The 25,374-nt window shown below is 60.4% G+C and carries 22 protein-coding genes; 12 read left to right on the forward strand and 10 right to left on the reverse strand.

All coding sequences use genetic code 11. From position 1 onward, the window contains the following. Window positions 1-117 precede the first annotated feature (117 nt). A complete protein-coding gene (gene coaD, locus IV500_RS07030; protein ID WP_196396090.1) occupies window positions 118-618 on the reverse strand; it encodes a pantetheine-phosphate adenylyltransferase in 501 nt (166 codons plus the stop codon). Between the two features lie 129 nt (window positions 619-747). On the opposite strand from coaD, the gene IV500_RS07035 reads away from it, so the two are divergent. Then, the gene (locus IV500_RS07035) at window positions 748-1,944 is read left to right on the forward strand and encodes an aminotransferase class I/II-fold pyridoxal phosphate-dependent enzyme (RefSeq protein ID WP_230854609.1); all 1,197 of its coding nucleotides are present in this window, start codon (window positions 748-750) and stop codon (window positions 1,942-1,944) included. Window positions 1,945-1,947: 3 nt separating this feature from the next. Continuing rightward, window positions 1,948-2,862 (forward strand): spermidine synthase, encoded by a 915-nt coding sequence (locus IV500_RS07040; RefSeq protein ID WP_196396092.1) that lies wholly within the window; start codon window positions 1,948-1,950, stop codon window positions 2,860-2,862. Window positions 2,863-2,935: 73 nt separating this feature from the next. On the opposite strand, the gene IV500_RS07045 is transcribed toward IV500_RS07040, so the two are convergent. After that, window positions 2,936-4,519 carry an HNH endonuclease signature motif containing protein gene (locus tag IV500_RS07045; RefSeq protein ID WP_196396093.1) on the reverse strand — a complete coding sequence of 528 codons (1,584 nt, stop codon included), beginning with the start codon at window positions 4,517-4,519 and terminating at the stop codon, window positions 2,936-2,938. Between the two features lie 237 nt (window positions 4,520-4,756). On the opposite strand from IV500_RS07045, the gene wecB (IV500_RS07050) reads away from it, so the two are divergent. Together wecB (IV500_RS07050) and IV500_RS07055 are read left to right on the forward strand one after the other, a co-directional pair. Continuing rightward, entirely contained in the window at window positions 4,757-5,902 is a 1,146-nt protein-coding gene (wecB, locus tag IV500_RS07050; protein WP_196396094.1) for a non-hydrolyzing UDP-N-acetylglucosamine 2-epimerase, read from the forward strand. A gap of 276 nt (window positions 5,903-6,178) precedes the next feature. Next, on the forward strand, window positions 6,179-7,927 hold the full coding sequence (locus tag IV500_RS07055; protein WP_196396095.1) for a hypothetical protein: 1,749 nt from the start codon (window positions 6,179-6,181) through the stop codon (window positions 7,925-7,927). A gap of 71 nt (window positions 7,928-7,998) precedes the next feature. On the opposite strand, the gene rsmD is transcribed toward IV500_RS07055, so the two are convergent. From rsmD to IV500_RS07075, 4 genes are read right to left on the reverse strand one after another with little or no spacing between them, the layout of a single operon-like run. Continuing rightward, the gene (gene rsmD / locus IV500_RS07060; RefSeq protein WP_196396096.1) at window positions 7,999-8,574 is read right to left on the reverse strand and encodes a 16S rRNA (guanine(966)-N(2))-methyltransferase RsmD; all 576 of its coding nucleotides are present in this window, start codon (window positions 8,572-8,574) and stop codon (window positions 7,999-8,001) included. A 39-nt stretch (window positions 8,575-8,613) separates the two neighbouring features. After that, window positions 8,614-11,049: an ATP-dependent DNA helicase RecG gene (locus tag IV500_RS07065; RefSeq protein WP_196396097.1), complete on the reverse strand. Its 2,436-nt coding sequence runs from the start codon at window positions 11,047-11,049 to the stop codon at window positions 8,614-8,616. Continuing rightward, window positions 11,036-12,184, reverse strand: a complete 1,149-nt coding sequence (locus IV500_RS07070; protein ID WP_230854610.1) for a DAK2 domain-containing protein — start codon at window positions 12,182-12,184, stop codon at window positions 11,036-11,038. Before IV500_RS07070 ends, IV500_RS07065 begins: the two co-directional genes overlap by 14 nt. After that, complete coding sequence (locus IV500_RS07075; protein WP_196396098.1) at window positions 12,174-13,229, reverse strand: thiamine-phosphate kinase; 1,056 nt, start codon at window positions 13,227-13,229, stop codon at window positions 12,174-12,176. The genes IV500_RS07070 and IV500_RS07075 overlap by 11 nt, the downstream gene beginning before the upstream one ends. A 54-nt stretch (window positions 13,230-13,283) precedes the next feature. Here IV500_RS07075 and IV500_RS07080 point away from each other — a divergent pair, with 54 nt between their 5' ends. The 8 genes from IV500_RS07080 to IV500_RS21380 all read left to right on the forward strand — a co-directional run bounded on the left by IV500_RS07080 (window position 13,284) and on the right by IV500_RS21380 (window position 19,483). Then, window positions 13,284-13,754 carry a VanZ family protein gene (locus IV500_RS07080; RefSeq protein ID WP_196396099.1) on the forward strand — a complete coding sequence of 157 codons (471 nt, stop codon included), beginning with the start codon at window positions 13,284-13,286 and terminating at the stop codon, window positions 13,752-13,754. 9 nt (window positions 13,755-13,763) lie between these two features. After that, entirely contained in the window at window positions 13,764-14,342 is a 579-nt protein-coding gene (locus tag IV500_RS07085) for a YdcF family protein (protein WP_312875848.1), read from the forward strand. Between the two features lie 107 nt (window positions 14,343-14,449). Next, a complete protein-coding gene (locus IV500_RS07090; RefSeq protein ID WP_196396100.1) occupies window positions 14,450-14,713 on the forward strand; it encodes a hypothetical protein in 264 nt (87 codons plus the stop codon). A gap of 110 nt (window positions 14,714-14,823) precedes the next feature. Next, window positions 14,824-15,987, forward strand: coding sequence for a non-hydrolyzing UDP-N-acetylglucosamine 2-epimerase (gene wecB / locus IV500_RS07095; protein ID WP_196396101.1), 1,164 nt, complete (start codon window positions 14,824-14,826; stop codon window positions 15,985-15,987). Between the two features lie 318 nt (window positions 15,988-16,305). Then, on the forward strand, window positions 16,306-17,445 hold the full coding sequence (locus IV500_RS07100; RefSeq protein WP_196396102.1) for a hypothetical protein: 1,140 nt from the start codon (window positions 16,306-16,308) through the stop codon (window positions 17,443-17,445). A 224-nt stretch (window positions 17,446-17,669) separates the two neighbouring features. Further along, window positions 17,670-17,924: a hypothetical protein gene (locus tag IV500_RS07105; RefSeq protein WP_196396103.1), complete on the forward strand. Its 255-nt coding sequence runs from the start codon at window positions 17,670-17,672 to the stop codon at window positions 17,922-17,924. Window positions 17,925-17,970: 46 nt separating this feature from the next. After that, complete coding sequence (locus IV500_RS07110) at window positions 17,971-19,326, forward strand: Mu transposase domain-containing protein (RefSeq protein WP_312875849.1); 1,356 nt, start codon at window positions 17,971-17,973, stop codon at window positions 19,324-19,326. Next, entirely contained in the window at window positions 19,268-19,483 is a 216-nt protein-coding gene (locus IV500_RS21380) for an ATP-binding protein (RefSeq protein WP_312875853.1), read from the forward strand. Before IV500_RS07110 ends, IV500_RS21380 begins: the two co-directional genes overlap by 59 nt. A 328-nt stretch (window positions 19,484-19,811) precedes the next feature. Here IV500_RS21380 and IV500_RS07115 read toward each other — a convergent pair whose 3' ends face one another. From IV500_RS07115 to wecC, 4 genes are read right to left on the reverse strand one after another with little or no spacing between them, the layout of a single operon-like run. Beyond that, entirely contained in the window at window positions 19,812-20,984 is a 1,173-nt protein-coding gene (locus IV500_RS07115) for a hypothetical protein (protein WP_196396104.1), read from the reverse strand. Then, window positions 20,984-23,278, reverse strand: coding sequence for a glycosyltransferase (locus IV500_RS07120; RefSeq protein ID WP_196396105.1), 2,295 nt, complete (start codon window positions 23,276-23,278; stop codon window positions 20,984-20,986). The genes IV500_RS07115 and IV500_RS07120 overlap by 1 nt, the downstream gene beginning before the upstream one ends. Further along, a complete protein-coding gene (locus tag IV500_RS07125; protein WP_196396106.1) occupies window positions 23,275-24,123 on the reverse strand; it encodes a hypothetical protein in 849 nt (282 codons plus the stop codon). Before IV500_RS07125 ends, IV500_RS07120 begins: the two co-directional genes overlap by 4 nt. Further along, window positions 24,120-25,373, reverse strand: coding sequence for a UDP-N-acetyl-D-mannosamine dehydrogenase (gene wecC, locus IV500_RS07130; RefSeq protein WP_196396107.1), 1,254 nt, complete (start codon window positions 25,371-25,373; stop codon window positions 24,120-24,122). The genes IV500_RS07125 and wecC overlap by 4 nt, the downstream gene beginning before the upstream one ends. Window position 25,374 lies beyond the last annotated feature (1 nt).

Consider the following 25,374-nt stretch of genomic DNA (forward strand, 5'->3'; position numbering starts at 1 on the left):
GCTAATGAGAACTCCTGTAGAACATATGACCGACGTATCATCTTAGCCCGAAACCGGCGCCGGACCCAAAATACGGTCCCGGGCACGTGGGAATCCGGTAAAGCGGCCCTCACCAGCTTACTGCCCGAAGGCCGTACCGCGGCCAGGCGCGCCAGCGAGCAGCCGGCGAAGTACAGACTTGGGCACATAGTCTGAGACGTCGCCACCGAGCTTCGCCACTTCCTTGATCAGCGTAGAGGATAAATGCAGGTAACGGCTGTCTCCGGGAAGGAACACCGTTTCCACGCCATTGAGCTGCCGGTTCATGGTCGCCATCGGCAGTTCATAGTCGAAGTCCGACGACGAGCGCAGGCCTTTGACAATGGTGGAGGCCCCACGGTCACGGCAGTACTGCGCCAGCAGCCCCTCCCCCATCGGTTCAATAATGATGCCGCGAAGGGCGGCGAACGTCTCACTGGCCATTTGCAGCCGCTCGTCCAGCGTAAAGCGATACTTCTTCGCATAATTGGTCGAGACGGCGACAATTATCTCGTCAAAAAGACCCGAGGCACGTGCAATAACTTCAAGATGACCGTTATGGATGGGGTCAAAGGAGCCTGGACATACTGCGCGTCGCATACCCTCGAATCTAGCTCATCAAGGTGTCATGAGCATGCCGGACGCGCAGCGATACGATGGAATGACACCGCAAGGACGATGCATTATGGCCTGCAGCATAACCGTGCAACACGAAATCGAGGACCGAGTATGAGCGCACCGTGGCAACGAACGGCCCAGGGCGCCAATCTGCTGGGGGCTGACGGATCCTTGGGCGTGACCATTTTCGAGGAAATAACCAACCTGGCGCAGCAAACCGGCGCGATCAACCTGGGCCAGGGCTTCCCCGACGAGGATGGACCGGCGTCCATCAAGGAGGCAGCCCGGGCTGCCATCGCCGCCGGAGCTAATCAGTACGCACCGGGCAAGGGCACGCTGGAGCTGCGCACCGCCATTGCCGCTCATCAGGAGCGCTTTTATGGCCTTCTGCCGGATCCGGAGACGGAGATCATTGTCACCACAGGGGCCACGGAAGCGATCGCGGCCACCCTACTGGCACTGACCGGACCCGGGGATGAGGTACTCACCTTCGAGCCGTTCTACGACTCCTATGGTGCGGTCATCGGTCTTTCCGGAGCGGTGCACAGCACGGTCCCACTGCTGGCGCCGGACTTTCAGCCCGATCTGACCGCCTTGGAAGCGGCCTTCACGGAGCGGACCAAGGTCGTTCTGATAAATAACCCGCACAATCCCACCGGAGCGGTTTTCCCGCGTGAAGTGCTGAGCAGAATCGTGGCGCTGGCGGAAAAGTTCGACGCCGTCATCGTCACCGATGAGGTCTACGAGCACCTCACCTTCGGACCTAAACACATTCCCATCGCCACGCTGCCCGGGGCGGCCGAGCGCACCCTGACCATTTCGTCCGCCGGCAAGACTTTTTCCTTTACCGGCTGGAAAATCGGCTGGCTTAGCGGGCCGGCCCAGCTGGTCGCCGCCGTCCGCACCGTCAAACAGTTCCTCAGCTACAGCTCCGGAACACCCTTCCAAAACGCGATAGCCGGCGGATTGGGCCTTGGCGACGATTTCTATCAAGGTATTGCTGCCGATCTGGCCGATAAGCGGGACGTCCTCAGCAACGGGCTGCAGAAGGCAGGGCTCAAAGTCCTGCCCTCGCAGGGCACCTACTTCGTCCTCGCGGATACCGCTGCCCTCGGCATCACAGACGCCACTGCCCTCGCGAGGCGGCTGCCAGCGTTGATCGGCGTCGCGGCTATCCCCGTTCCGGTTTTCTGCCATGCCGACGGTGCAGAACGCACCAAGTCCCTCCTCCGCTTTGCGTACTGCAAGAAAATTCCGGTGCTGGAAGAAGCGGCGGCCAGGCTGTCCACGTTGCAGGAGCGGCTCTAAGGCGTGGCGGGCAATTCACGGTATCTGCGCACCACGGGGCAGCACGCCACAATCGCTCCCGATGGATGGACGGACGGGGCATTTGTCCTGAGCATCGCAGGAGCAGAGCAGTCGCACGTCAACCTGGCCAGGCCGGAAGAAATCTTTTACGAGTACCTGCGCCGAATCGCGCACGTGGTAGATCTGGTCGCTCCAGGCGGCCGGCCGATTTCAGCTTTGCATCTGGGCGCTGGCGCCCTCACCCTGGCGCGCTACATTCAGCGGACCCGACCGGGGTCGGTGCAGCACGCGGTCGAACTGGAACGGGAGCTTCTGGACTACGTGCTCCAGCAGCTCCCGCTCCCCGCCGGCAGCATACTGACCACGCACATCGGCGACGCGCGCGAAGTGCTGAACCAGCTGGAGCCGGATCTTAGCTTCGACGTGATTGTCCTGGATATCTTTTCCGGCCCGGAGGCGCCGGAGCACATTGCCTGCACCGGGTTCTATCAGGAAGCGATCGCCCGGCTGGCGCCTGCGGGTGTGCTGGTTGTCAACGTCGGTGACGAACCCGCGCTGACCTTGGTACGCAGTCAGGTCCGTGCGCTGCGCCGCGCAATAGCGGACAGACGAACCGGCATCCCCGCCTCCTCCGGTGCCCCGGCCGCCCCTGGCGCCCCGGAATCACCAATCGTCCTGGACGCCGGCGTCATCCAGGCAAGCGGGTGGGCGAACTTCGGCGGCGGCGAGGTGGCTGCCGTTGCCGAGACGGGAATGTTTGCCGGGCGCTACCCCGGAAACATTATTCTCATCGGCACTACCGGCCGATGGCCTTCCACCTGGACTGCTGAACTGACTGCTCGAGGACCTCACCCCGCAACGGTTCTAACCGGCGTCGACCTGGATTCCATTGCCGGCGGAGCCCCGTTCAACGGCTAGTTTACGGCTGGATTTCGACTACATCACGACCAGATACCGACCAGATCACGGCTAGTGCATCGCTAGTTCGCGGCTAGATCCCGGTCATGCGCCGTGCCTCGCACAGCGCTTGAGGCGTTTCGGTGCTGCTGTGCTGCGTGCTGCTGTTCGGCTGCGGTTGAGAGCTGATACCCGAAGCTGTCCGGAAATCGGCGTCGGAATTAGCGTTTGCTTCGGAAACCGGATCGGCTGTGATGGACGGCAGGGTTTCCGGTGCTCCGGGCCGGGGCGGGTTGAAGTAGGTATTGCGCCGGGGCGTTCGGGAGGGGTCAATTTCCGGCGGTGCGAGCCAATAGGGGATGCCTTGTTTCATCAGGATTTTCCACAGGCCTTCGTGAACGAGATGGTGATCGTAAGTGCACACCAACGCTCCCTCCTGGACACTGGTAGGACCATTGTTTTCCCAGAATTTCACATGGTGACATTCGGTCCAGGCCGCTGGCATCGTACAGCCCGGTCGGGTGCACCCTTTGTCCCGCGCGATCAGAGCCAGCCGCTGAGCCTTGGTATGCAGCCGCCGCGCCCGACCCTGATTGAGGACTTCCCCTGCCCCGCCGAGTACGACGGGGATTAGGTCCGCGTTGCAGGCCAGCTCACGCACGTTTTCGGCCGAGACTGCGCCGGAGAACATGAACTGTCCGGCACGCCGTTTTACGGCCAGTTTGTCGAAAAGCTCCTGATAGTCGACGGTAACCAGCACCTGGGGCCGGTTACCACCCGTCTCCGGCAGTTCCCCGGCACGCAGCGCGATCCCGCACGCGCCGGTCAGAGCATCAATGAGTTTTTGCGGCCGGGTCCGTTGGTCCATGGCCTTTTGTTCAAGGGACTGCGTGCGCGGGTTCGTCCCGGTGTTCATCGTTGTCAGCAGGACCTCGTATTGGGGCTGGGTTGCGAAGATCTCCAGATGGTGCAGGCCCCGGTACATTCCGTGATCGTGGACGCCTTGCCGCAGCGCGATTTCTTCGGCGGATGGTTCGCCGGCCTGGTGATCAATCTGCAGTTCCCGCTCTCTGGCGTCCCGTGCCAAGGTGTCCGGGTCGGTGACCCGGGCCCGAGCGGCCAGAGCCGTTTCCATTCCAGCCAGCTGCTCCGGGCTCGCTTTGACCCGCACGGTGTTAAGCGCCCGCACGGCCAGATTCAAAGTCTCCTGCGATATCGTGCCATCGGCAGCAGCTCCGCCAAGGACGGGGTATACCGGAACTGCCGGTCCCCCGTCGGGTGACCAGCCCGGCAGCAGATCCCGGCCCAGGAGAACCCGGCGGTTCGCGGCTGTACGGGAAATCCGCAGCCGGTCGATCAGCAGGTCCTGGACCCGCCGATACGGCGATTTCCTTCCCATCGGGGCATCCCAGACAAACTTCGTGTCGATGCCGCCTGTTGCAACCAGGTTTTGCGTATCAATGGCGTGAGCTGCAGTGACTTGGTTGACCTCGATTAGACGGGAGAACTCTTCGATCAGCTCCGCCGCTGCCAGCAAGGGCGCTTTGTTCAGCAGCGGTGCGGCTGCTGCGAAGGAGGTGGTGAATGACGCAAGCACGGTCAGGGCTACCTGCGCCTCCGCGATACCCACCGCACCGGCGACGCCGGGAAGGCCCACCATTTCTCCTTCTGTTCCCATGCCATCAACACTAGGTACACACACCGCCACTTTCAGCAGACACCGAGCGAATGTGGATGCGTGAACGCCGGACCCCGCCTGTGCAGGAACAGAAGGCCCGAAAGCCACGCTGCGCACCCTAAAGCGCGTTGTGGGTAACTCCAGCCGGTTCTGTAGTGCGCCACCAGCGGATCGTGGCCGTGCAAAGCCCGGTAGACTCTGAAGGCTTTACCTACAACGACTTCCCTGGGGAACCACATGCTTAAGCTGATGCCGATCTATGGCACGCGTCCGGAAGCCATCAAAATGGCTCCGATCATTATAGCCATCCAGGCGTCCACACAGTTCGACTGCGTAGTCACGGTGACTGGCCAGCACCGGGAAATGCTGGACCAGGTCAACGAACTCTTCGGCATCGCCCCGGACCACGACCTGAACATCATCGCGCCCCGGCAGACCCTGAACTCAATCATGGCCAAAACCATCACTGGGCTGGACGCCTTGTTTGAAGCCGATGCACCCGACGCCGTCATTGTTCAAGGTGACACCACCACCTCCACGGCGGCGGCCATCGCGGCGTTCTACCGCGGTATCCCGGTCGTCCATGTCGAAGCAGGCCTGCGCAGCGGGGACCTCTTCTCCCCGTTCCCCGAAGAGGGCAACCGGAAAATCTCCAGCCACATTTCCAGCCTCCATCTGGCCCCGACATCGGTCAGTAAAGCCAACCTGCTCCGGGAGAACATCAACCCCGAGGACATCGCCGTCACCGGGAACACCGTCATCGACGCACTGCTGGAAACCGTCGAGAAGAACGTACCCTTCCAGGACCGGGCCCTGCAGGATCTGGCCGAGGCCGGCAAGGAAATCCTGCTGGTGACCACGCATCGGCGGGAAAATCAGGGCAACACCATGGACGGGATCGGCCGCGCCCTGGCCCGCATCGCCGACGCTCACCCGGAGGTGACCATCGTCCTGCCGGTGCATAAGAACCCAGCCGTCCGCGAAGCCGTCCTCCCGGCCATCACCGGCAAGCCGAACGTAGTCATCACCGAACCCCTTGGCTATGGTGAATTCACCCGGCTGCTGTCCCTGGCCCACGTGGTTCTCACCGATTCCGGCGGCGTCCAGGAAGAAGCCCCCAGCCTCGGCAAACCCGTGCTGGTAATGCGGAACAACACCGAACGCCCCGAAGCGGTCTCCGCCGGCACCGTAAAACTGATCGGCACGGATGAATCCGTCATCGTCCAGGAGGTCACCACCTTGCTCAATGACCCGACAGCCTATTCGGCGATGGCCAACGCCGTGAACCCCTACGGCGACGGCGACGCCGCAGCCCGCTGCATCGCGGCCATCGCCCAACTCCTCAACGTAGGCACCCGACTCCCTGACTTCAACAACAGCTGAACGACGACGACGGCCGGGGAGCACGCCGTGCGGCGAACGACGACGACGGAACGCCGGGGAGCACGACGGCGGCGAACGACTATGGGGACGGCAGCGGTAACCCCAGCGGGAACCGCAACGGGACGCCGGCTGCGACGGCACGTCCTGTGCCTCGGTCAGCTCGGATAGAATCAAGACAAATCCATTCCTCTCAGCTGTCGAAGCTGACATGCCATTTCGCCCGTGGAGACGGGTATTGACGTATGTATCCCCTTCCGCAACTAACCTCGGAGAAATATGACCCTGGAAGCCGCTGCCCAAGGGCCGGACACTAATGCACAAGACTCCCGGACAGAGAAAACGCCGTTGCGCGACCGGCCATCACGCGTTCGGGCCAAGGCCTTTGTCGTCACTGCCGCTCTCGCAGCGCTGATCCTTAGTGGCTGCGCGCCGGCTGCGGAGCAAGAACAACGCCCCGGGAATTCGACGGCGTCGGCCGCGTCCACGTCCACCTCCGCGTCCACCTCCACCTCAACCTCCGCGTCCGCGAAACAGACCTTCGCTCCTTTTGACCGGGAAGAATATGCGCAGATTGGCGCAGCGGCGGGCGCTACCACTGGCGTTGACCCAACGGCCGTCAGCGTCACGGATCAGTCGACGGGTGAAAATATGCCTGCTGGCCTCATGGGGCTGTCGATCGAAACGGATTCGATGACGGACCCGGCCCTTGATCCGGATAACTCGGAATTGGCGGCTGTCCTGAAGAAAATGAACAAGCCGGTCCTGCGCTTCGGCGGGCAATCCGTCGATCGGCGGTTCTTCTGGACGTCCACGAATGAGCCGGCGCCGGACTGGAAATTAGTGCCGGCCTACAAGGGTGATGTGAGGCCCATTATGCGGGTGCAGCCCGAGGACCTGCAGCGGATTAAGCGCCTCCTCGATGCCGTGGACGGCACCGTGTTGCTCTCTGCAGACATGGGCCATTTTGACCCGGCCAGAGCCGGGGACCTCGCCGCTCATGCAAAGGACATTCTGGGCGACCGGCTTTTGGGCGTCAGCCTGGGAAATGAGCCGAACGGCTACAACCGGTCCTACGATCCCTACCTGACGCTGCGTGGCGACGGCTGGGACTTTGCCGCCTATGCGAAAGAAGCCACTGCCGTTGCCGACGCAATCAAAAAGGCTGCTCCCGGGGTCAAGATAGCGGGACCTGAAACCTATTCGGATTCGTGGTGGAAGCAATTTACCGCGCTGAAACTCGATAACGTCGGCGCGTTGGCCTATCACAACTATCCGCTCCCGGAGTGCCCCGATCCGTCGAATCCTCTTGCTCCGTCCATTGCACGGGTTATGTCGCGGAGCCTTGCCGATTCCAGTGCAAAGTATCAGGCAGCCGCCAGCAAGGTAGCCAAGGACGCCAACATCGCAGCATGGCTGACGGAAACGGGAATCTCCTCCTGCGGAGGCTCCAATGAGACCACGGGACGCCATGTCTCCGCACTGTGGACGGTGAACTTCGCCATGAGTGCGGCGCAAACAGGTGTTTCCCAGGTGGATCTACACAGCTCCCTGGAAGCCTGTAAGGGCGGTCCGCCGCTGTCACCGATCTGCGACAGCGGCCCCTACAGGAAGCCCAGCGGCAATTTCACCATGCGCCCGGCGTATTACGGCACCATGCTGGTCAACAGCGTCGGAGCCGGAGCGTTTCAAAAGGTCAACACTGTGGGAAACGAAAACCTTTATACCTACGCAATAAAACACGACGACGGCAGCTTGAGTGTGCTGATCGTCAACCAGAATGATCCACAAACCACAGCGCAGGCGCCTATCACTTTAACCCTCCCCAAGGCCGCCGGCACCGGAACCATGAGTCAGATGACTGGCCCCAGCTTCGATGCGGAAAACCAGACGCGAATCGACGGCATGGAAACCGCCGGCGTCCCCAAGGCAACCCAGGACCGTGTTCCCGGGTTCACGGCCGGGACCCAAGAGGTGAAATTGAATCTGACGTCCGGCACAGCGACCGTCCTGACCTTTACCTTCTGACCGGACGTACCTTCTGACGGACGCTGGCGGCCCGGGGCTCGGGCCGGGGGGAAGACTGCTAAAGCGTCACTTTAGTCGGCGGGCTCGGCGAACCAGAGCCGGGTCTCGCCGTACTTCTTCTCGGCGAAGCGTTCGACGGCGGCGGGCCAGGTGGGTTCCGGCGAGCGGGTGGAGCGTTCCAGCACCACGACAGCTTCCGGCGAGAGGTTGGGTGCCAGTGCGGCCAGCGCGGTGCTGAGCTCCACTTCGCCCAGAGGGTAGGGCGGGTCCATGAAGACCAGGTCCCACTGCTCTGCGTTCGCGTCCGGGACGCGCCCCAGAAATGACTCGACTTTGGACCGGTGCACGGAAACCACTTTGCGTCCCAGAGCGTCATTGATGGTGGCGGCGTTGCGCTGGCAGACGGCGGCAGCACCGCCATCGTACTCGACAAGTTCCACGCTGGCGGCACCGCGGCTGGCGCTTTCCACACCCAGGGAACCGGATCCGGCAAAGAGATCCAGCACGTGCGCCCCGGTCAGGGCGTCCATGGACTCCAGCCGGGAGAACAGCGCCTCCTTGACCCGGTCCGTGGTGGGCCGGGTCAGCGTGCCGGGCACGGAGGCCAGGGGTGTGCCGCCGGCCACGCCGGCGATGATCCGCGTCACGCCGGGAGCCCGCTCACGTATCGGGCTGGGGCTGCCGGCTTAGCCGCGTTCAAGGAATGCCTCTTTCTCCGGATTCAAATAGGCTTCAATGGCCGCTTCCAACGCCGAATTCTCGCGCAGCTGCGGGTCCTTGCGCACAATCTCCGCGGCGTCCTCGCGGGCCCGGGCGATGATGTCCTCGTGCGCCAGCACGCGCAGCAGCCGCAGGGTGGAGCGGCCGCCGGACTGCGAGGCGCCCAGAATGTCGCCTTCGCGGCGGAGCTTGAGGTCCTCCTGCGAGAGTACAAAGCCGTCGGTGGTGGCGGCGACGGCGTCGAGCCGGCGCCGGCTGGGGTGCGGCGGTTCCAGCGCGGTCACCAGCAGGCATGTTCCCGGCAGCCCCCCGCGGCCCACTCGGCCACGGAGCTGGTGCAGTTGGGAAATGCCGAACCGGTCCGCGTCCAAAATGACCATCATCGTCGCGTTGTGCACGTCCACGCCCACCTCGATCACGGTGGTGGAGACCAGGACATCCACGTCGCCGGCAACGAATGCGGCCATGGTGTCGGCCTTGTCCTCGGTGTCCAGCCGGCCGTGCAGGGCTTCGATCCGGGCACCGGCCAGAGCAGGCTCGGTGCGGAGCTGCTCGACGACGGTGTTCACCTCCGCGAGGTCCGGTCTGGACGCGCCGGCCGGGCGGCCCGCCGGGTTCCCCTGGTCCGCGGAGGCCCCCTGCTGCCCTGTTGAGGCCGCGCTCAACAGCGGTCCCGCACCGCCGACGCCACCGGAGCCATAACCGGAGCCATCACCGACGGAGCCATCGTAGCCGCCATCATCGCCGTCGCTGTCGTCGCTGTCGTCGCTGTCGTCACCGATTTTGGGACAGACCACGTACACCTGGTGGCCGGCGTCGATCTCCTCCCGCGCGCGGCTCCAGATCCGGCGCACCCAGCCGGGATTTTCCACCAGCCCCACCTGATGGGTGGAAATCGGGGCGCGGCCGGCCGGGAGTTCGCGCAGGACGGACATTTCCAGGTCTCCGAAGACGGTCATGGCAACGGTGCGCGGGATCGGTGTGGCGGTCATGACCAAAAGGTGCGGGGGCTTGTGTGCCTTGTTGCGCAGCACATCGCGCTGCTCCACACCGAAGCGATGCTGCTCGTCCACCACGATCAGGCCGAGGTCAAAGAACCGAACATTGTCCGACAGCAGGGCATGCGTGCCAATGATGATTCCCGCGGTGCCGGACGCTGCATCCAGCAGGGCCCGTTTGCGCGCAGCGGCGGGCATCGATCCGGTCAGCAGCGTAACCTGCGTACTGGCTGGAACATCTCCGTTGACACCTCCTGGGGCATCCCCGCCGGCTCCGCTCAGCAGACCGCCGAGGATGCCGTCCGCGGCCAGCGGACCCAAAATGGCACGGATGGATTGGTAATGCTGTGCGGCGAGGACCTCGGTGGGGGCCAGCAGTGCCGCCTGGCCGCCGGAATCGATGACCTGAAGCATGGCGCGCAGTGCCACCACCGTCTTGCCGGAACCCACTTCGCCCTGCAGCAGGCGGTTCATCGGATGGTCCACGGACAGTTCCGCAGCCAGCACATCACCCACGGATTGCTGCCCCGGGGTCAGTGTGAAGGGCAGCGCGGCGTCAAAGGCTGCAAGCAGCCCGTCCGCCGTGCCCCGGCGTGCGGTAGCCTCCTCCGCGGCCGTCTGCGCCCGCCGCCGCACCAGGGCGGTCTGCAGCACCAGTGCTTCCTGATAGCGGAACCTGTCCCGGGCGCGCTGCCAGTCCGCAGGCTCGGACGGCGCGTGAATCTGGCGGTACGCTTCCTCCAGGTCCACGAACTTTTCCCGGCGCACAATTCCCAAGGGCAACGGGTCGCGCAGCCGGCTGAAATCCACCGCGGCCAGCACAGTCTCCACCACCCGCTGAATTTTCCAGCTCGGCAGCTTCGCCGTGGCGGAATAGACGGGTAGGGGCCGCTGGGCATGGAATTCCGCCTCGTGCCCGGCCAGCTCATCATCGGGGAGCAGCTCGAACAGCGGATTAGTGAGCGTGCGCGCGTGGTTGTAAAGGGTGACCTTGCCGGAAAACAGCGCCAGGGCGCGCGGCTGCAGCTCCTTTTCGGCCTTGAAACCATTGAAGAAGCTGATTTTCAGTCCGGCCAGCGCACCCGTGTCGTCGGTAACCACCACATCTGTGATGAAGCCTTTGCGCTCGCGCATTCTGCGCTTCGTCACAGACAGCACCCGGGCCATGATGGTGACGTCCTCATTCACGGGGATCTTGTCGATCGGGGTCAGCTCGCCGCGGTTGAGGTAGCGCCGCGGGAAGTAGTTCAGCAGCTCCCCTACGGTGGTCAGCCCCAGGTGCTTCTCCAGGCTGGTGGCGGAAGCTTTCCCGATCAGCCGGTCCAGCGGCAGCGCGAACTCGGCCGGGCCGGACGGCTGTGCTCCGGAGGAGGACGACGGCGGCAGCGGGTTAGCCGAGCTCATGGGTATCGGGGCTCAAAACGGATTCCGGCAACAGTGCAGATTCCGGCAGCAATGCACTTGTGGCGCCCGTGAATTCGGGAACGTCCCGGCTTTCCGGACCCGCCGCGCTTGCTGGCAGTCCCGGGTTTCCTTCGGCCTGGGTGGAACTCCGGGCTGCTTCCTCGGCGTCCCGGTCAATCGCGCTGAGCTGTATCACGGAGACGTTGGTCGGGTCCCCGGCCGCGTGGATCAGTTCCAGCGCAGGTCCGGATTCGGGCACATGGACGTGCAGCCGCCAGCGGTAGCCGCCGTCGGGCTCATCCAAAGGTGACACGGCGCTCATGATCACCGAATCCCCCAGCTCGTCGAGCTGTATCCGCAACCCGGCCGCCGCCAACGGCGAAAGATTAATGGTGCACATAATTTCCACGCCCCGGATTTCGGGCATATCCGCGTGGATGTGTGGATCCTGCACGTCATAACCGGAGAGCCCGTCCACCAGCTCGGCGTCCAGTTCCTGTCCCAGCACCGCTGAGCGAAGGCAGTCCAGCACCAGCAGCAGGCCTACTCCACCGGCGTCGACCACTTTTGCTTCCCGCAGCGCACCCAGCTGGCTTTCGGTCTGCACTACCGCTTCCAACGCGGCCTGTACCGCAGCGTCGAGGGCCACGGACAGGGCATGGTTGCTGTCATCGCCGTGCTGCGCTGCGTCCACCGCTGCCGCGGCCTCTGCACTGGCCTCCAAAACCGAGAGCAAAGTGCCCGGCAATGGTTCGCTCAGCGCGGACCACGCCCTGATTTGTGCGCGCTGCAGGCCGGCCGCCAGCAGCGGCGCGCTGAGCCGGGTGGATCCAATCAGCGGCTCCGCCAGGGCTGCAAGGAACACGGAGAACAACGTCCCGGAGTTGCCGCGGGCGTGCTCCATTGCTGCCCGCCCGGCCACGGCGAGCACCTCGCCCACATCCGCCAGCTCCGAATCATGGATCGCGGCCGACGCAGCCCGCACGGTCAGGTAGAGGTTTGTCCCGGTGTCCCCATCGGCCACCGGGAAAATATTAATCGCGTTCAGCCGGTCGCTATGGTTGCCCAGCGTCTCTTCGGCCTTGGCCAGCCAGCGCCGGACGGCAGGCGCGTTGGCGGCAATTTTAGACTGCAAAATGATCCCATCCCACGGTATCCGCAGCTATCCCTGCGATTGTTACCGGCGGTACTGATTCGATTTTTCGCCCGCCGGGCACTATCGAGCCTATCGCAGTGAAGCCGTCCGGGAGTGGTAGACCGGGCGGAAATGTCGCTAAAAGTCCGTGGTCTTCCCCGCCGCCGAGCACCCAGTCCATCGGATCCGCACCGAGCAGCGCCGCGGTCCCGGCCAACGGGCGCGCCAGCTGGGCCAAAGCCGCCCGGTCCAGGTCCAGCGACACGCCGCTTGCCCGGGCCAGCCGTCCGGCATCGCGGATTAGCCCGTCGGAAATGTCCAGCATGGCGGTAGCTCCGGCGATCGCTGCCGCCGGGCCGGCGGCCAGTGGCGGCCGGGGACGGCAAAAGAGGGCGACGACGTCGGGCCGGTCGCCGCCGTCGTCGGGCCTGCCGTCGTGGAACCGCCCGCTGTCGCCAAGCTGGCCGCCGCCGCCGTCGTCCTCGCTTTCCAGCACGGCCCAACCCGCCGCCGCATGCCCCACGGTCCCGGCCAGCGCAACCGTATCGCCGTCCTGCGCCCCGGATCGCAGTACCGGCTTCCTGCCCTGCAGCGAGCCCATGACCGCCACCGTCACCACAATTTCGCTCCCCCCGGAAAGGTCCCCGCCGGCCACCGAACAATCCGCGGCTCCCAGCTCCCGGATCGCGGCATTGAGCCCCTCCGTGAGCCCTTCCGCCCAGGACACCGGCGTGGTCTCCGGCAGGGTCAGGCTGACCACCAAGGAACTGGCAACCGCACCCATCGCATTAATGTCACTGAGGTTCTGCGCCGCGGCCTTCCAGCCCACGTCATACCCGGTGGAGGCGTACCCATTGGCCCACTGCAACCGGAAATCCCGGTCCTGGACCTGCGTGTCGATTGAGACCACCATGCGCCCGTCCGGTGCCGCCACCACTGCCGCATCATCCCCCGGCCCCAACAGCACCGAAGCACTGCCGTCCAGGAGTGGAAAAATGCGCGCCAGCAGCCCGGATTCGGAGAGCTCCCCTACTCGTAACGTCATGGAGCAACCGTATAACGGGCCACTGACAACCTCCTGAGCACTACATTTAACCTTGTGCCTAAGCCAACCCGTCCCGCGCACACCCGTGTCCCTCAGCTGGTCCTCGGGGTATACCTGCTTGTCCTGGCGTTGATTGTCTTTTGGCCCAGTCATGTGGACAAACCCATCGACGGCCTGCTCGCGGACACGCTGCAGTTCCTGCATGGGCACGGCGTCCCCGGCTGGGTCGATTACACCTTCGTGGAGTCGGCGGCAAACGTCCTGTTGTTCATTCCGTTTGGGTTCCTGGTCGCGTTGATGCTCCCGCCGCGCCGCTGGTGGGCCGCCGTCATCATCGGATGCGCGGCGCCATGCTGCATTGAACTGGCCCAGCTGCTTTTCCTCAGCGGCCGCACGTCCACCCTCGCCGACGTTGCCGTCAACACCTTGGGAGCAGCGATCGGAGCGGTCATCGCGTGGCTGGTCACGCGGGTAAAGCGACGAACCCGCAGCCGGCGGAGCTCCTCCGCGACTTACGGCCGGTAATATTAGCTGGTGCCCGTCCCCAACTCCCCCGCCCGGCGTCTCGCCGCCGGCGGGATCATCATTGTGGGCATAGTCGTACTGGTCTGGTTCCTGGTCGCATACCAGCTCTTCGCCAATCCGGAACAGACCAAACCCCGCAAGGCCGACGCCGTCATCATGCTCGGCGGCGCCAGCGCCGAACGCCTCCCCGTAGCCCGCGACCTGGTGGAAGCCGGAGTTGCGCCCGTCCTGGCCATCTCGCATACGCACAGCGCCGGTAATGTACAGGCCGACGGCGTCTGCGAGTACCCGGGTGTGATCCCCTTTACGCTGGTGTGCTTCCAGCCCGCTTCACTGGATACCAGGGGCGAAGCCGCCGCCATAGGAAAACTGGTCAGCGAGAAAGGCTGGCACTCCATCATCGTCGTGACGTCCCGCTACCATGCCTCGCGCGCCAAGGCCCTGATCACCCAGTGCACCACCGCCGACGTGCAGATGGTCGTTTCCGAGCCTGACCTCTCGCCGTTCGGCTGGTTGCGCCGATTCGTTGTCGAGTCCGGTGGCCTGATTGATGCGAATTTGCGGCCGGAATGCGCAGCGGCGGACTAGAAATCGACCTTCCACTCAGGTTCGCACTGGCTCCCCATGTAAGAATGAACAACCGAAGAAATGGTGCCGCCAGCGGCAGACTACGAGCAAAAGAACAGGAGGGGCACGTGCCCAAGCTGCCAGCAAATGGCCTTCCGGCTGCCCGGCACCTGCATATCTCCTGGTACCAGAAACGTCGGTTCGCAAAAGTATCGAGTCGCCGCTCTATAAAGGAGCCCCCGCAGGCGACGTCGGACGTCGAGCCATGCGAAACGTCATTCACTGTCCGATCCAAACAATTGCGCGTCAAGCGCCGAGTGGCTGCGGTGCTGGTTGTCCTGGTGTGTATAGCGGTGCCCACTCTGGTAGCCGCGCTGGTCTTCGTCGGCTGACCGGTCAGCGACACAGAGACGGATTCCTGCTGCACTGGGCTGCCACGTCATCCATTACACTAGTCCAGTACTTGATATGGAATCGCACGCCAATTTCCCGGGGGAACTACATGCTTAAGCTGATGCCGATCTATGGCACGCGTCCGGAAGCCATCAAAATGGCTCCGATCATTAAAGCCATCCAGGCGTCCACACAGTTCGACTGCGTGGTCACGGTGACCGGCCAGCACCGGGAAATGCTGGACCAGGTCAACGAACTCTTCGGCATCGCCCCGGACCACGACCTGAACATCATCGCGCCCCGGCAGACCCTGAACTCCATCATGGCCAAAACCATCACTGGGCTGGACGCCTTGTTTGAAGCCGATGCACCCGACGCCGTCATTGTCCAAGGTGACACCACCACCTCCACGGCGGCGGCCATCGCCGCGTTCTACCGCGGTATCCCGGTCGTCCATGTCGAAGCGGGACTGCGCAGCGGGGACCTCTTCTCCCCGTTCCCTGAAGAGGGCAACCGGAAAATCTCCAGCCACATTTCCAGCCTCCATCTGGCCCCGACATCGGTCAGTAAAGCCAACCTGCTCCGGGAGAACATCAACCCCGAGGACATCGCCGTCACCGGGAACACCGTCATCGACGCACTGCTGGAAACCGTCGAGAAGAACGTACCCTTCCAGGACCGGGCCCTGCAGGATCTGGCCGAGGCCGGCAAGGAAATCCTGCTGGTGACCACGCATCGGCGGGAAAATCAGGGCAACACCATGGACGGGATCGGCCGCGCCCTGGCCCGCATCGCCGACGCTCACCCGGAGGTGACCATCGTCCTGCCGGTGCATAAGAACCCAGCCGTCCGCGAAGCCGTCCTCCCGGCCATCACCGGCAAGCCGAACGTAGTCATCACCGAACCCCTTGGCTATGGTGAATTCACCCGGCTGCTGTCCCTGGCCCACGTGGTTCTCACCGATTCCGGCGGCGTCCAGGAAGAAGCCCCCAGCCTCGGCAAACCCGTGCTGGTAATGCGGAACAACACCGAACGCCCCGAAGCGGTCTCCGCCGGCACCGTAAAACTGATCGGCACGGATGAATCCGTCATCGTCCAGGAGGTCACCACCTTGCTCAATGACCCGACAGCCTATTCGGCGATGGCCAACGCCGTGAACCCCTACGGCGACGGCCACGCCGCAGCCCGCTGCATCGCGGCCATCGCCCAACTCCTCAACGTAGGCACCCGACTCCCGGACTTCAACAACAACCGAACAACGACAAACCGGTAATCCAATTTCGTCCATGAAGCCGGCTCAGCCATTGGCAGTCGATCTGCCTTTTTGACATGATTCTGAATCAACATAATTACGCGTCAAATCTCATGTCTTAAAAAATACCGAGACTAAACGGCCTAAGACCGCGTATTTCGTCGAATATTTAATTTAGGCAACTCCCATCCTCGGATGGCAAACTTCAAGCCAAACCGAAGCCGATGTGCACTCGTTGTCCACAGACTCGCAAAAAATTTGGAGACCCGCCGACGTAGCGAAAGAAGTGTCGTGAACAGAGATACTATCCCGGGCCGATACAAGGTCTCGGCATTAGACGTGAGCTCAGACGGACGTCTTACCTTCAAAATTGAGTCATCCAATGGGTTCAAATCTCCATACTTTGACCTTCCCCCCAACGTGTTTCCAAAAAATGATGCGGTCGCCGCGGCTGCAGCATTACTTATAGGTCGCGGTGCCAGCATTGAATTTGACTTTCCCGTTTCTTCAGACGTGCTCGAGCGAGTAGACATGCACTGTAATCGCGAAGGACTGACTGGCTCCAAAGTTCAACTATTACCCAGCCAGTCTAAATCACCCACCGTCCTAACCAATAAATTTAGTCTCGCTTTCTCTGGGGGGTTCGATTCTCTCACCGCTCGTGATATCTTACCGCCAGATACCCCTCTTGTGTCTCTAGATTTTGGAGGAAGATTTGCCAGAGAACGACCCATGTTTGAAATATTCGGCTCGAACGTAATCTGCACCAATCTGGTAGAAATTGGTCTCAACCGCGCTTCATGGAGCTTCATGGCGATAGGCAACCTTCTACTTCGAGACAGCCTAAAAGCTGATAACATAAGCTTCGGCACGGTGACCGAGGCTAGACCTAAGTACTTTCGTTTTGCGGAGCAGGTTCAGCCTGGGCCATCGACTATGTCTGAACTAACCGGCATGCCGGTATTTAATCCTGTTCTCGGATTAACAGAAGTGGCAACTGCACAATACGCTCTGGAACGGTTCCCCCATCTGATACCGAAGATATTCCGTTCTGTTGCTAATCCGGGGGAGGAGAAGTCCTACCGCAAGAGCCTTTTGCTTCGCGCAGCCGCATACCGCACGGAATCTGCATTGCAACTCGATGCGGCAAGTCCGCCAGAGATTCCCATTGTATGGGGTACGAATACATCCTTAGACTTTTTAGCTGTGTACCTAATCAAATTCGTGGGTCTCGAAGCCGTCCAAATGAGCTACAGAGATCCAATACCTGAGGCGATACTGAGACTCAGTGAGAAGCTACGTCTCACTTTTTATGCTAAGGCGAACAGCAACTTCTACGGCAACCTTCCGAGGGGCTTGCAAGGACGGCTATACGAACGGCTCTCCGCGATGGGAATAGGACCTTATGAGTCGAGGGATTTCTCTGAGTTTGCCCAAATAATTGCCGCGCTGGGGGCATTGTCGAATCCTCAAAGGTAGCTGAACAGAAGGGATCATAGGATGGATGTACGCATTGCGAACACCGTGACCGGTGGGCGTCGGGGGAATTGATAGCGGCCATAGCATACTTCCTTTGGGAGCTCTTTCCGTCCCGTGGCGAAGACCAGTACACCGAGATGAATTCACGCCACCGTCCGGGCCACGCTTCTCAACAGGTTACGGAATGGTAGTTGGTCGTGTCGCGAAACCCGCGGGCGGTGCGCTTGACGCTTTTGATCGTGGCGATTCGCGGCCTTGACCTTCGCCGTTGTTACCTGGTTGACCAAATGATTTTGCATTTCTGCCCACTATTTGGTCCTGGTCGCTTGCAGCCGGTCAGTTTCCTTCATCGCCGCCGTCTGGCAGACTCTTGGCGGTTGCTGGTGAAACCGGCTCTTCGTGGTTCGTGGTTCGTGGTGAAATCCAATTTCGTGTCCATGAACGTCGGTGGCTCGTATGTTGCCGCCAACCGAAAATAGGGCCAGGAACGCCAACTTAAAGTAGGGCCACCGACCATTATGGAAGGTGATCAATTTGGGTGATTGGGCGGAGATACGCCACCTGTTTTCGACGGGCAAGCACTCGAAGCGTGAGATCGGCAGGATCGTGGGGGTTTCCCGCGGAACGGTTGACCGGGCGCTGGGGTCGGACCGGGCGCCAAAGTATCAGCGGTCGGCGGGAGTGTCGAGTTTTGATGCGTTTGTCCCTAGGGTGCGGGAGTTGTTGGTGAAGACGCCGACGATGCCGGCCGCGACGCTCGCGGAGCGGGTGGGCTGGTCCGGTTCCGCGTCGCTGTTCCGGGCGAAGGTCGCCGCGATCCGGCCTGAATACGCGCCGCCTGACCCAGCTGACCGTCTGGTCCATGAGCCGCGGTTCCAGGTCCAGTGCGACCTCTGGTTCCCGCACGAGCCGTTGCCCGTCGGTGCGGGCCAGACCGGCATGCCCCCGGTGCAGGGGAATCCCTCGGCGTTCTCCGGTTTCATCCAGGCACGGATGCTGCCGTCGCGGACGACGCCGGACCTTCTGGGTGGGATGTGGACTCTGCTTCAGGATGCGCAGGCCGTTCCGTCCAGGCTGCTCGGGGACAACGAGTCCGGCATCGGCAGGCGCCGGCCCACGGAACCGGTGGCCGCGTTCGCCGGGTCCCTGGGAGTGGAGATCAAACTTCTTCCGCCGCGGGATCCGGAGTCCAAGGGCATGGTCGAACGGATGAACAGGTTCTTCCGGCAGCGATTCATGCCGGGCCGGGATTTTCGCTCGCCGGCTGATTTCAACGGCCAGCTCGAGGATTGGCTGCCCAAGACCAATCACCGGTACTCGCGGTCCCGCCACGGCCGCCCTGATGAGCTGATCGTCCTGGTCCGGGAGAGGATGAGGGAACTGCCGCCGGTGACCCCGGACGCGGTGTTTCGTAACGCGGTGCGGCTGCCGCGGTATTACTACGTGCGGGTGTTCTCCGACGATTATTCCGTGGACCCTTCGTTCATTGGGAGGATCGTGGATGTCACCGCTGATTTGGACACCGTCTGGGTCACCCATGACGGCGTCATCATCGCCACCCATGTCCGGGCATGGGCCCGGCACCTGGTCCTGACCGATCCGGCCCATGTGGCCGGCGCGGCGCTCATGCGCCGGGATTTCCGGACCCAGCGGATCCGTCACCCCGAACCCGAGGGAGCGGTGCAGGTGCGGGATCTGGCCGCCTACGACGAGATTTTCGGCATCGACCTCGGCCAGCAGCCGAACCTGGTCCCGGAGGGGCATCATGACCGGGGCCCCGTCATAGATCGAGTACTACGCCAGGGCCCTGCGTGCACCGCGGATCAGCGACGGGTTCCGCCGGCTCGGGGACCAGACCCGGGGCGCCGGCTGGTCCCATGAGGAGTACCTGGCCGCGGTCCTTTCCCGGGAAGTCTCCGAACGCGAAGCCTCCGGAGCGGCGACACGGATCAAAGCCGTGCGGTTCCCGGCCCACAAGGACCTCGAAGAGTTCAACTTCGACCACCAGCCCTCCGCTGACCGGAGTGATCCGCTATAACAACCTAAGACACGCCGCCATCCGGCTGCCGTCGGCCGCGGAGCGCTAGAGACCTGCCGCCTCATGGCGCTGCCGTCACCCCGTACCCAAGCCAAGGAAGGCAGATCGGACCAGAGACTCAACGCTGCCGGGGCCGCGGACCAGGCAGGCGCCAGTAACAGATGCAGAGTCGAAATTCCTCCCAGTATGAGATAGAGGATCGTTATGCTCGCTCTCAAGTGAAGGCCGACGCCTATACGCATTAGACCTCCTAACCACTCCCAAACGCGAAGCGCTACAGAGGCAATACCTTGGACCTAAGTTTAAAATCCTTTCCAGGATCTGACGCTCACGCTAGCACGATCTGATGATATTTGGACAACAACGCCCTAACCGCGGCGAAATCAGACCAGTCCCTCTCAGTGTAGAAGGAAATACCAGACTCTGCGAGACGACCGGCCAGTCCTCCGAACTGGGAACGCGGAAAATTCTGGTAGAGGGTAGGGTTAGCATTTTCATAGAAAGACATCTCCAGTTCGTTGGCACGGTCGACCACCTCAGAGGGAATGCCTGAAACTAGCTCCGCAGCCAATTCTGGACTACCGTGCTTAATTACGTAGAGAGACAGAAAATCAAGCGCAAAGTTCGTGCCGAAAGAAAAGTGCGGAGTGGATCGCTTAGCCACCTTGGGATAGTCGATTTGCAGTCCGAGTCGGTTACTGACCAACTCTGTTAGAACTTGCTTCCGGTAGCGCTTTTCTTCCCCAGCTGTAGCGAGAGACTCCAAGGAGTCCCCCAATATTTGAGGGTAATGACGAGCAAGCACGACGAGCGTACCGACTTCCGTCAGCCCCAGTACAAATGGTGCATTCAAATAACCTGCAGCAGCGAAGGGAGCAAACGTATTATTTTTTGCTGCCTCTGGCGCAAGCCGCAGATTATCCGCTCCGGCTTCCAAGATGCTGCCAAAAGTATGATATTCGGCACGGAAGTGGTCAGAAGCGAGTATGGCACCAATCCCCATGAACGACCATGAATTGTAACGCAATGGAGTATCCACAACATTTGTCGTCACAGTTAGCGTGTCAAAAGTATTAAAAAATCTCGATTCTCTTGCAAATCGCCCACCAAAATCCATTGACACCAATTTCGTATCTACCGGCATTAGAGCCTTGGCAGCTAATGAATCAAAGCCACCACTAAAGCTAAGTAAATGCCCACTCCGCTTTCCCGGAATTTTGCACTGTACTTCCGACGACGACACACTAGCGCTCGTGAAGTGCGCAATCTCAAGCACAGTCTCAGGGTCCATTGGTAAATCAAAAAAAATATTATCGTAACTTCTTCCACATAGCGTGGACATCGCCACGCCAATTGATTCATTTGATACAAAGATGGGTTCACTGAACTCAAACCATAAATCATAAGAGGTGTCCCGCGCCCCCCTTTCATTAATAGTTGCGCGGATAATAAGTTTGCGCCAGTCTTTAATCTCCACACGATCAAACCGAATATCTGCCATCAGCCCGCCTCACATCCGAGTTGTCCTAAACTCGACCGTTCCACGTACCAATCCGAATGGATGGATTTTATAGTCCGGAGTGCTGATACTGAGTCTCCCACCATCGATCGATACTCCAGCTGGCGGGAACTGAGCGGACTGCCTTCGTCCACGAGGCCCCAAATTGGTCGCCCCGACCCCAAATAGTCCGAATATTTAGACGGCAGGAACGGATTAATAGGAAGTTCCCCTGTTCGCTCAACATCATTGACGAGCAGCACATCAAAGCGCGTAGAGAGATTCAGAAACTCCAAATAGGGCCTGTAACCTTGTGCTTTTACAATTCCGGTCAGGCCTAGCCGCTGAACCGTCTCGGAAAGATCTTTGGCCTTATTTGTAAAGACGTGCAACCGCAGCTCCTGTCGTACTTGGACAGGAGCATTGACCAAGGCTGTCAGCACATCCATGAGACCGCGATTGTCATAGAAAGCTCCAAAATATCCAACATTCACTACTGAGCTGGAAAGTTGATAGTCCGATTGCATAACGTGGTAGCTGCGCGGAGGCGGCGTGGGATGTACTCGCACTATCGCTTTCTCCCCGACCAACCGGCGGAGCCTCTTGTCAGAAATATTGCTCAGCATGTACTCCAACTGGTTTGCATTCGTGAAGATGATTTCGTCGGCCAGTACGTAAGTGATGTGCTCACACCAGGTGAAAAGGTTGTCGGTCGCCAGCGAAGCATAGCCTTTCGAGACTATGCCTCGGTTAAATGCCTCAAACATCTCATCTCGCACGAGATCGCCCTTGCGACGTTCTCCTTTAGCATCATGGCTGAGAGGATCGGAGAACTCAGCAGTCCATTTCACAGCCGGATGCCTCAGCTTGAATAAGGCAGCCAGAAAATGTGAGCCGGTCCACAAAACGCGGCTGTAGAGACTTTTGTAGCCACCGTTCCGAGCGTCCTGCCGATCGGCCACGCTTATGCCTTTGGCAACAAACTCCGAAATTTGCTTCCAACCAGCAAAGGAAGCGGGGGCATCGATCTCGAAGGACTTATCTATGAAACGACCCGCAATGGTCTCGATATTAGAGTCAACCCGGCGTACTTTATTCATATTGTTATAAATTACGTCGACTATTTTCCCTCGCTCAACAATTGCTTTTGATGCAACAGTGGCGCTTGTATCGGAATACGGGGCAAAACAATAACTAACCACAAGATCTTGCGCAAGATTATCGTTTATTTTTGGCCAAGGAAAGTTTCGAATCCCACTCGCGTCGATCGTCCCAATAATTCGTTCGCGCTCATTTGTGTGATCGCTGAGATACCGCTGTATGAAACCCGCCTGTGACCTGATTAATGTGGTTAACAACGCATCATTGTTGGAGCCATCCCAAGGTCGAAGGCTTTCCAAGTCTGCAATCACGTCCAAACGCTGCTGCACTGCAAAATCGAAATCGAGCGGATGCCGGGAAATAGAATCATCACGGAGTGTCCGAAAATAAGCACCCGTTCGATCTTTGCTGCTTACCACCGCATCGAAAGCGTGTGCAGTCGCGACGGATGCCATGAAACAAATGTCTTCCCCGCTACGCAGCCCTTCCGAGTATCGCGTATGGAGTATGGCAGCCGTAGGGAACAGCTTACAGGCGTTAAAGCCAACTAGGCTACTGGCAGCGGTCAACTTGAACGGATTACCCGCGCGGGCCAAGATCTGCTTGTTCAACGAATTTTCGGCATCTTCAAGCCCTTCCACATCCACGTTGTATATAGGTGCAATTGCAACACAATTTGGTCCGGCACTGTTTAAAAGCGCAGAGAGGAAAAGAGGTCCGACATAATCGTCGTCGTCCACGAATGTGAGGTAGCTGTAGCGCGCAGCTGCGATACCGAGGTTGCGGGCTGCGCCGGCTCCGGCTTCAGCCTGAAACAGAACACGAAGTGAATGTTCCAAATGTCGAGCTTTTAGTACTTGAGCAAGCTCAAAAGTCCCATCATCTGGGCCGTTGATGACCAAGATGATTTCGAAGCGCTTGGGGTCCAACTCCTGGTCCATCAGCGAGCCAAGACAGGTCTCAATTCGGTCGACCCCCTGGAAGCTCGGTATAACTACAGTTACACCTGCGAGCAATCCGTCCGGATCAACGTCTACGGGCTTAGTTTGCGTCGGGGCGGTATGACGGACAAGCAGTGCAATCTCCGCGGCCCGCGCTGCCGAATTTGTAAACATTCGCGAACCGTAGTCTATGTCCTCCGTCGGATTGACCGGCAGTCGCCCAGGAAGATTGACCTCGTTGGAGATGTGCGTCATGATTTTGGCTCCTTTAGCTCGTTGCTGGCGGGCGCGTCAAAGCGCTTACGGTCCCACAGCTTCAGCGTTAGCCGGCCGAGTCTCGATCCAGCGAGCGAATTGTACTTTCGCTCAAGGGCGTCGTGGCGGCGCTTCAGTAAAATAAGTTCGTTCTCTAGTTGCACTGCCTCTGGAGGGCCCGGCAACTCAGATGAATGCGGGACTGCATCCATAGTTGGTCCCAGCGTTTGAAGCAAATTCAGGTGTCTTAATCTAAGCTCATTTAGAAGACGGCTGGCGGAGCTAAGGTCCCCGTGGGAGGGGCACTCGGCTGCGCCCTGCTCATGGACAGCGGAGAGAGCCGCACTGTGCACTCCTACCCGTATGCCTGCACGGAAGCTTTCCGCGTCATACCCCTCGTCAAGGAACTGGTTTCCCTCAGTGCCATGATTGTTCCGAGCAGTGACTAAAAGTGCGGCCTCTCTTAGACCACCGAACCCACAGACAAGACTCCCCTCAGGCAGGTCGACGGTCTGTAGGACATCTAGTGATTGAATAACTGGCAGGCCGAAAGCCCAGATGAGGTGGCAATTGAAATTTATAAGACCATCAGCGACTAGCTTCCTAGCTAAATTCAGACCAGACGGAACTACAAGGCAGGCATCAGCAGCCACAAATCCTGACGCGAGGAACTCTTCTGCGCTGTGGACGAGAATCAGATCTGAATCCAGGGTCTGTAGCTCGGCCCGCGAGACGGACGCACCGACGATGGCAATAATAGTTTTGCCCAATTCCATGTCTGCGAGGACTTCCACCGAACGGCTGAACCCGACAGTTCCTTGCTCCTGGGCAATATATGAAGTCATGCGTCGACTGCTCCCCGAGTATCAATTATGCACTTGCCACTAAGCAGTTCCGCCGGCAATGCTTTAACCTGATCATGGTCCACTAGCACCACCACCACTCCAGAGCGGCAGACAGAGTCTTCAATACTTGTCAAAGCCACGTTGCTATATTCCGCCAACTGGGCGGGTAACTGGTCAACGTGCGGTTCTGCTATGTTAATCCTTCGTCCAGGGAGACCATTAGCTAACCGGGCTGCAATCTCGATGGCTGGGGATTCCCGCAGATCGTCAATGTTCGCCTTAAACGCGAGCCCGAGCACGGACAGCTCGATATTTATGGGCAGCGTCGCCAATTCCTTAATAACCTTGTTGTAAACCCAGCCCGGCTTGGCATCGTTCACTTCGCGTGCGGTCCGGATGAGCCGGGCTTCATCGGGAGCAGCGGCGACAATGAACCACGGGTCCACCGCGATACAATGCCCTCCCACGCCGGGACCGGGCTGCAATATATTGACCCGTGGATGATGGTTTGCAAGCCTTATCAACTCCCAGACGTCGATGTTGAGCTTGTCGCTGATCACGGACAGTTCATTGGCGAAAGCAATGTTGACATCCCGATAGGAATTTTCCACCAGCTTTGCCATCTCTGCTGTGACAGCGTCTGTGATAAGGATTTGGCCCTGGCAGAAGGTGGCGTACAGGTCTCGGGCCATTTCTGCAGCCTCTGGAGTAATTCCGCCGACAATCCTGTCGTTGGTAACCAACTCGATCATGACTTTGCCGGGAAGTACGCGTTCCGGACAGTGCGCCAACATAATCGCCGGTTTACCTCCTGAACCATCCAGGCTTAAATCTGGGCGGAGATGAATCAGGTAATCCGCCAAATGATGCGTAGCACGCGGTGGGGAGGTGGATTCGAGAATGATCAACTCACCTCCCTGTAATACAGGAGCAATCCCACGCGCGGCTGCCTCGATGTAGCTCAGGTCTGCCGTGTGGTCTTCCTTGAACGGCGTAGGTACTGCCACGATGAAAGCGTCGGCTGCCGGTGTCGCCGTCGACGCTTTCAGGCTTCCGTTGCTAACTGCGCCTGCAACATGTATGCCGAGATCCGGCTCGACGAAAGGGACCCTCCCCTCGTTGACAGCATCAACTGTGCGTTGGTTCACGTCAACTCCGATTACCTGGAGCCCATTTGTAGCCAAAATTGCAGCTGTCGGCAACCCGATGTACCCGAGCCCCACAACGGCTACCGTCGAGATATTCCGCATT

Origin of the sequence: Arthrobacter terrae (assembly GCF_015708085.1) — a bacterium.
Lineage (GTDB): Bacteria > Actinomycetota > Actinomycetes > Actinomycetales > Micrococcaceae > Arthrobacter_M > Arthrobacter_M terrae.